We start from the raw sequence: 5,020 nt of genomic DNA, 5'->3' as shown, positions 1-5,020 counted from the left end.
TCGCCCCGCCGAATGAAATCACGAGTCCCCACCGACAAGCGGTGGTGACCCGCCAGACCGCCGAAACCAAGATCAGCGTCAAGGTCAACCTTGACGGCACGGGGCAGGCGAAGCTGGCCACCGGCATTGGCTTTTTCGACCACATGCTCGACCAGATCGCCCGCCACGGCCTGATCGACCTGGACATCCATGCCGATGGCGACCTGCACATCGACGGCCACCACACCGTCGAGGACGTGGGCATCACGCTGGGTCAGGCCGTCTTGCAGGCGGTGGGCGACAAGAAGGGCATCCGCCGCTACGGCCACGCCTACGTGCCGCTGGACGAGGCGCTGTCGCGCGTGGTGATCGATTTTTCCGGCCGGCCCGGCCTGGTGATGAACGTGCCGTTCAAGAGCGGCATGATCGGCACCTTCGACGTGCAGCTGGCGCACGAGTTCTTCCAGGGCTTTTGCAACCACGCTTTCGTCACGCTGCACATCGACAACCTCAAGGGCGAGAACGCGCACCATCAGTGCGAAACGGTGTTCAAGGCCTTCGCCCGCGCCCTGCGGTTCGCGCTGGAGCTCGATCCGCGCAGCGCCGGCACGATTGCCTCCACCAAGGGCTCGCTCTGATGGCTCGCACGGTGGCGGTCGTCGACTACGGCATGGGCAACCTGCGCTCGGTGTCGCAGGCGGTGCTGCACGTGGCGCAAGGCAGCGGGTTGCAGGCAGTGATCACCTCACGCCCCGAAGACGTGCGCGCTGCCGAGCGGGTGGTGTTGCCGGGGCAGGGCGCCATGCCCGACTGCATGCGCGAGCTGCGCGAGTCCGGGCTGCTGGCGTCGGTGCTGGAAGCGGCGGCCAGCAAGCCGCTGTTCGGGGTCTGCGTGGGCATGCAGATGGTGCTCGATCGCAGCGAGGAAGGACCGACCGACGGGCTGGCCCTGATTCCCGGCGAGGTGGTCCGGTTCCAGCTGCAAGGGCAGTTGCAGCCCGACGGCAGCCGCTACAAGGTGCCGCAGATGGGCTGGAACGAGGTCTGGCAGGCGCGGCCGCACCCGATGTGGGCGGGCGTCGCGGACGGCAGTCACTTTTACTTTGTCCACAGTTTTTATGCGCGCCCGTCGGACCCCCGCCACAGTGTTGGGGAATCCGAGTATGGCGTTCGCTTTACCGCGGCCGTTGCCCGCGATAATATTTTTGCGACCCAGTTCCATCCCGAGAAAAGCGCCGATCAGGGCCTCTCGTTGTACCGCAACTTCCTGCACTGGAATCCCTGACCCTTCCGCCGGCGCAGACCGCGCCCGTTGTCCCGCCATCCGCCTGCCATGATCCTGATTCCCGCGATTGACCTGAAAGACGGCCACTGTGTCCGCCTCAAACAAGGCGACATGGCCCAGGCCACCACCTTCAGCGAAGACCCCGCCGCCATGGCGCGCAGCTGGCTGGAAAAGGGCGCGCGCCGCCTGCACCTGGTCGACCTGAACGGTGCCTTTGCCGGCAAGCCGCAGAACTTTGCCGCCATCCGATCCATCCTCAAGGCCGTGGGCGACGACATCCCGGTGCAGCTGGGCGGGGGCATCCGCGACCTGGACACCATCGAAAAATACATCGACGGCGGCCTGCGCTACGTGATCATCGGCACCGCCGCGGTCAAGAACCCGGGCTTCCTCAAGGACGCCTGCACCGCCTTTGGCGGCCACATCATCGTCGGCCTGGACGCCAAGGACGGCAAGGTGGCCACCGACGGCTGGAGCAAGCTGACCGGCCACGAGGTGATCGACCTGGCGCGCAAGTTCGAGGACTGGGGCGTCGAGTCGATCGTCTACACCGACATCGGCCGCGACGGCATGCTCTCGGGCATCAACATCGAGGCCACCGTCAAGCTGGCGCAGGCGCTGACCATTCCCGTGATCGCCTCCGGCGGCCTGGGCTCCATGACGGACATCGAGCAGCTGTGCGCGGTGGAAGACGAAGGCATCGAGGGCGTGATCTGCGGCCGCGCGATCTATTCGGGCGACCTCGATTTCGCCAAGGCGCAAGACCGCGCCGACCAACTGGGGCAATGATGACGCCCACGCTTGTCACTTCGTGTACTGCGCTGCCCCCCGGGGGGGCTTCGGCCGCCTTGGGGCGGCCCGGCCCCGGCCGAGGCCGCTGATGCTCGCCAAGCGCATCATCCCCTGCCTGGACGTGACGGGCGGCCGGGTCGTCAAGGGCGTCAATTTCGTCGAGCTGCGCGATGCCGGGGATCCGGTGGAAATCGCCGCGCGCTACAACGAGCAGGGCGCCGACGAACTGACCTTCCTGGACATCACCGCCACCAGCGACGACCGCGACCTGATCCTGCACATCATCGAGGCGGTCGCCTCGCAGGTGTTCATCCCGCTGACGGTGGGCGGCGGCGTGCGCACCGTCGAAGACGTGCGGCGGCTGCTCAATGCCGGCGCCGACAAGACCAGCTTCAATTCGGCCGCCATCGCCGATCCGGCCGTCATCTCGGCGGCCTCCACCCGCTACGGCGCCCAGTGCATCGTGGTGGCCATCGACGCCAAGCGGCGCTCGCCCGAGGAAGCGGCCAGCCGCGGCCCCGGCTGGGACGTCTACAGCCATGGCGGGCGCCGCAACACCGGGCTGGACGCGGTCGCCTGGGCCACCGAAATGGCCAGTCGCGGCGCCGGTGAGATCCTGCTGACCAGCATGGACCGCGACGGCACCAGGTCGGGCTTCGACCTGGAACTGACCCGCGCCGTCAGCGACGCCGTGCCGGTGCCGGTGATCGCCTCCGGCGGCGTCGGCACGCTGGACCACCTGGCCGACGGCGTGCAGCAGGGCGGCGCCGACGCCGTGCTGGCCGCCAGCATCTTCCATTACGGCGAATTCACCGTGGCCCAGGCCAAGGCCCGCATGGCCGAGCGCGGGATCCCGGTTCGCCTGTAGTTCGTCGTCCCCGCGCAGGCGCGGCCGCAAGGCGCCCGTACGGAATAGCGTGCTGGGCGCGGCCCCGGGCCGTGGATTGCCGCCTCAGCCGGAACTCAGCCCGAATGACGAGACAATACGCCCATGAACTGGCTGAACCAAGTGAAATGGGACGCGCAGGGCCTGGTGCCCGTGATCGCGCAAGAGGTGACGACAGGTGACGTGCTGATGTTCGCGTGGATGGACCGCGCCGCGCTGCAGCAGACCGCCGAACTGGGCCGCGCCGTGTATTTCAGCCGCTCGCGCGCCAGGCTGTGGTTCAAGGGCGAGGAGTCCGGTCACGTGCAGCAGGTGCACGAGATCCGCATGGACTGCGACAGCGACGTGCTGCTGCTCAAGGTCACCCAGCACGGGCACGATCCCTCGATCGCCTGCCACACCGGCCGCCACAGCTGTTTTTTCCATCTTTACCGCGACGGGGCCTGGCAGGTGGTGGAGCCGGTCTTGAAAGACCCCGAGCACATCTACAAGTGAGCCCCATGACCGCAGCCGACTCCCTGGCCCGCCTGGCCGAAGTCATCGAAAGCCGCAAACCCGCCAATGGCGGTGATCCGCAGGCCAGCTACGTGGCCCGCCTGCTGCACAAGGGCCCGGACGCCTTCCTCAAGAAGATCGGCGAGGAAGCCACCGAGGTGGTGATGGCCGCCAAGGACGCCAGCCACGGCGGCGATGCCGGCGCGCTGGTGGGCGAAGTGGCCGACCTGTGGTTTCATTGCATGATCGCGCTGGCGCACTATGGCCTCAAGCCCGCCGACGTGGTCGCGGAGCTGGAGCGGCGCGCTGGCCTGGGCGGCCTGGAGGAGAAAGCCTTGCGCAAGGCCCAGGCCCGCGAGGCCGGGGGCGAATGAGACAACCGGAGAAAACCATGTCCGAGACCGACTTTGCTGCCTTCGAGACGAAGACGCCGGGCGACCGCACCGTCATGCACGTGCTGTACGCGCTGCACGTGGCGGCGCCGTTCACCGCCTGGTTCCTGCCGGTGGTGGCGCTGATCGTCAACTACGTCAAGCGCGCCGACGAGGGCGATCCGCTGTACGCCCGCCACCACTCGTACATGATCCGCACTTTCTGGTGGTCGGTGCTGTGGCTGCTGGTCACCTCGCCACTGTTCATCCTGTTCATCGTGCCCGGCGCCATCGCCTGGACCATCGTCGCGATCTGGTACCTGTACCGCTGCATCCGCGGCTGGCTGCGCTTTGCCGACAACCAGCTGCCCCCCCAGTGAGCACCATGAGCCAAGCCGATCCGGACTGCATCTTCTGCAGGATCGTGGCCGGGCAGATTCCCGCGCGCAAGGTCTACGAAGACGAGGAAGTGCTCGCCTTCCACGACATCAATCCCTGGGCGCCGGTGCATTTCCTGCTGATCCCCAAGCCTCACATCGTGTCGATGGCCCACGTGCAGGAGGCGCACGCCCCGTTGCTGGGCCGGATGATGGCGCTGGTGCCCAAGCTGGCCAGGCAGGAGGGCTGCCGGCCTTACCCGGAGGGCGGTTTCCGGCTGGTGACCAACACCGGCGCCGATGGCGGGCAGGAAGTGCGGCACCTGCATTTCCACGTGATCGGCGGCCCGCGGCCGTGGCTGAAGGGCTGAGGAGCCCTGTCGGGGTGAACCATCCCTGCCCGACTAGAATCAACGGTAAGTGAAGGAGTATTTCCATGGGTTCGTTTTCCATCTGGCACTGGCTGATCGTCCTGGTGATCGTGGTCCTGGTGTTCGGCACCAAGAAACTCAAGAACATGGGCGGTGACCTTGGCGGCGCCGTCAAGGGCTTCAAGGACGGCATGAAGGACGGCACGTCTTCGACGGCGGACGTGCCACCGCCGGGGCAGGTGACGGCGTCGCAAGCGCCCGGCGCCGACAAGACCACCATCGACGTTGAAGCACGCAACAAGTCTTGATCCGGCACGCTTCATGGCCCCCAAGCTTGCCACTCCGTGTTCTGCGCTGCCCCCCGTGGGGGTGCAGCCGCCCTTGGGGCGGCCCGCCGGGCGGCGGATGGCGCCCAAGCGTGCCACTCCGAGTGCTGTGCTGCCCCCCGAGGGGGAGCAGACGCC

9 protein-coding genes are annotated in these 5,020 nt (G+C 67.4%); all 9 read left to right on the top strand.

The window, feature by feature from the left end:
* The first annotated feature begins 17 nt into the window (after nt 1–17).
* Entirely contained in the window at nt 18–617 is a 600-nt protein-coding gene (gene hisB, locus JWP65_RS00055; RefSeq protein ID WP_299759156.1) for an imidazoleglycerol-phosphate dehydratase HisB, read from the top strand.
* Nucleotides 617–1,264 (top strand): imidazole glycerol phosphate synthase subunit HisH, encoded by a 648-nt coding sequence (hisH, locus tag JWP65_RS00050; RefSeq protein ID WP_299759154.1) that lies wholly within the window; start codon nt 617–619, stop codon nt 1,262–1,264. The genes hisB and hisH overlap by 1 nt, the downstream gene beginning before the upstream one ends.
* 48 nt (nt 1,265–1,312) lie before the next feature.
* Nucleotides 1,313–2,053 carry a 1-(5-phosphoribosyl)-5-[(5-phosphoribosylamino)methylideneamino]imidazole-4-carboxamide isomerase gene (hisA, locus tag JWP65_RS00045; RefSeq protein WP_299759152.1) on the top strand — a complete coding sequence of 247 codons (741 nt, stop codon included), beginning with the start codon at nt 1,313–1,315 and terminating at the stop codon, nt 2,051–2,053.
* Nucleotides 2,054–2,144: 91 nt separating this feature from the next.
* Nucleotides 2,145–2,924 carry an imidazole glycerol phosphate synthase subunit HisF gene (gene hisF / locus JWP65_RS00040; RefSeq protein WP_299759150.1) on the top strand — a complete coding sequence of 260 codons (780 nt, stop codon included), beginning with the start codon at nt 2,145–2,147 and terminating at the stop codon, nt 2,922–2,924.
* A gap of 123 nt (nt 2,925–3,047) precedes the next feature.
* Nucleotides 3,048–3,437, top strand: a complete 390-nt coding sequence (gene hisI, locus JWP65_RS00035; RefSeq protein WP_299759148.1) for a phosphoribosyl-AMP cyclohydrolase — start codon at nt 3,048–3,050, stop codon at nt 3,435–3,437.
* A 5-nt stretch (nt 3,438–3,442) separates the two neighbouring features.
* Nucleotides 3,443–3,811: a phosphoribosyl-ATP diphosphatase gene (locus JWP65_RS00030; RefSeq protein ID WP_299759146.1), complete on the top strand. Its 369-nt coding sequence runs from the start codon at nt 3,443–3,445 to the stop codon at nt 3,809–3,811.
* Nucleotides 3,812–3,828: 17 nt separating this feature from the next.
* Nucleotides 3,829–4,188: a hypothetical protein gene (locus JWP65_RS00025; protein ID WP_299759144.1), complete on the top strand. Its 360-nt coding sequence runs from the start codon at nt 3,829–3,831 to the stop codon at nt 4,186–4,188.
* Between the two features lie 5 nt (nt 4,189–4,193).
* A complete protein-coding gene (locus JWP65_RS00020; protein ID WP_299759142.1) occupies nt 4,194–4,556 on the top strand; it encodes a histidine triad nucleotide-binding protein in 363 nt (120 codons plus the stop codon).
* A 65-nt stretch (nt 4,557–4,621) separates the two neighbouring features.
* On the top strand, nt 4,622–4,864 hold the full coding sequence (tatA, locus tag JWP65_RS00015; protein ID WP_299759140.1) for a Sec-independent protein translocase subunit TatA: 243 nt from the start codon (nt 4,622–4,624) through the stop codon (nt 4,862–4,864).
* Nucleotides 4,865–5,020 lie beyond the last annotated feature (156 nt).

It is taken from the genome of Ramlibacter sp. (assembly GCF_028292805.1).
Lineage (GTDB): Bacteria > Pseudomonadota > Gammaproteobacteria > Burkholderiales > Burkholderiaceae_C > Ramlibacter.
The sequence above is the reverse complement of the archived record's forward strand: the minus strand, read 5'-3'. Positions and strand labels throughout refer to the sequence as shown.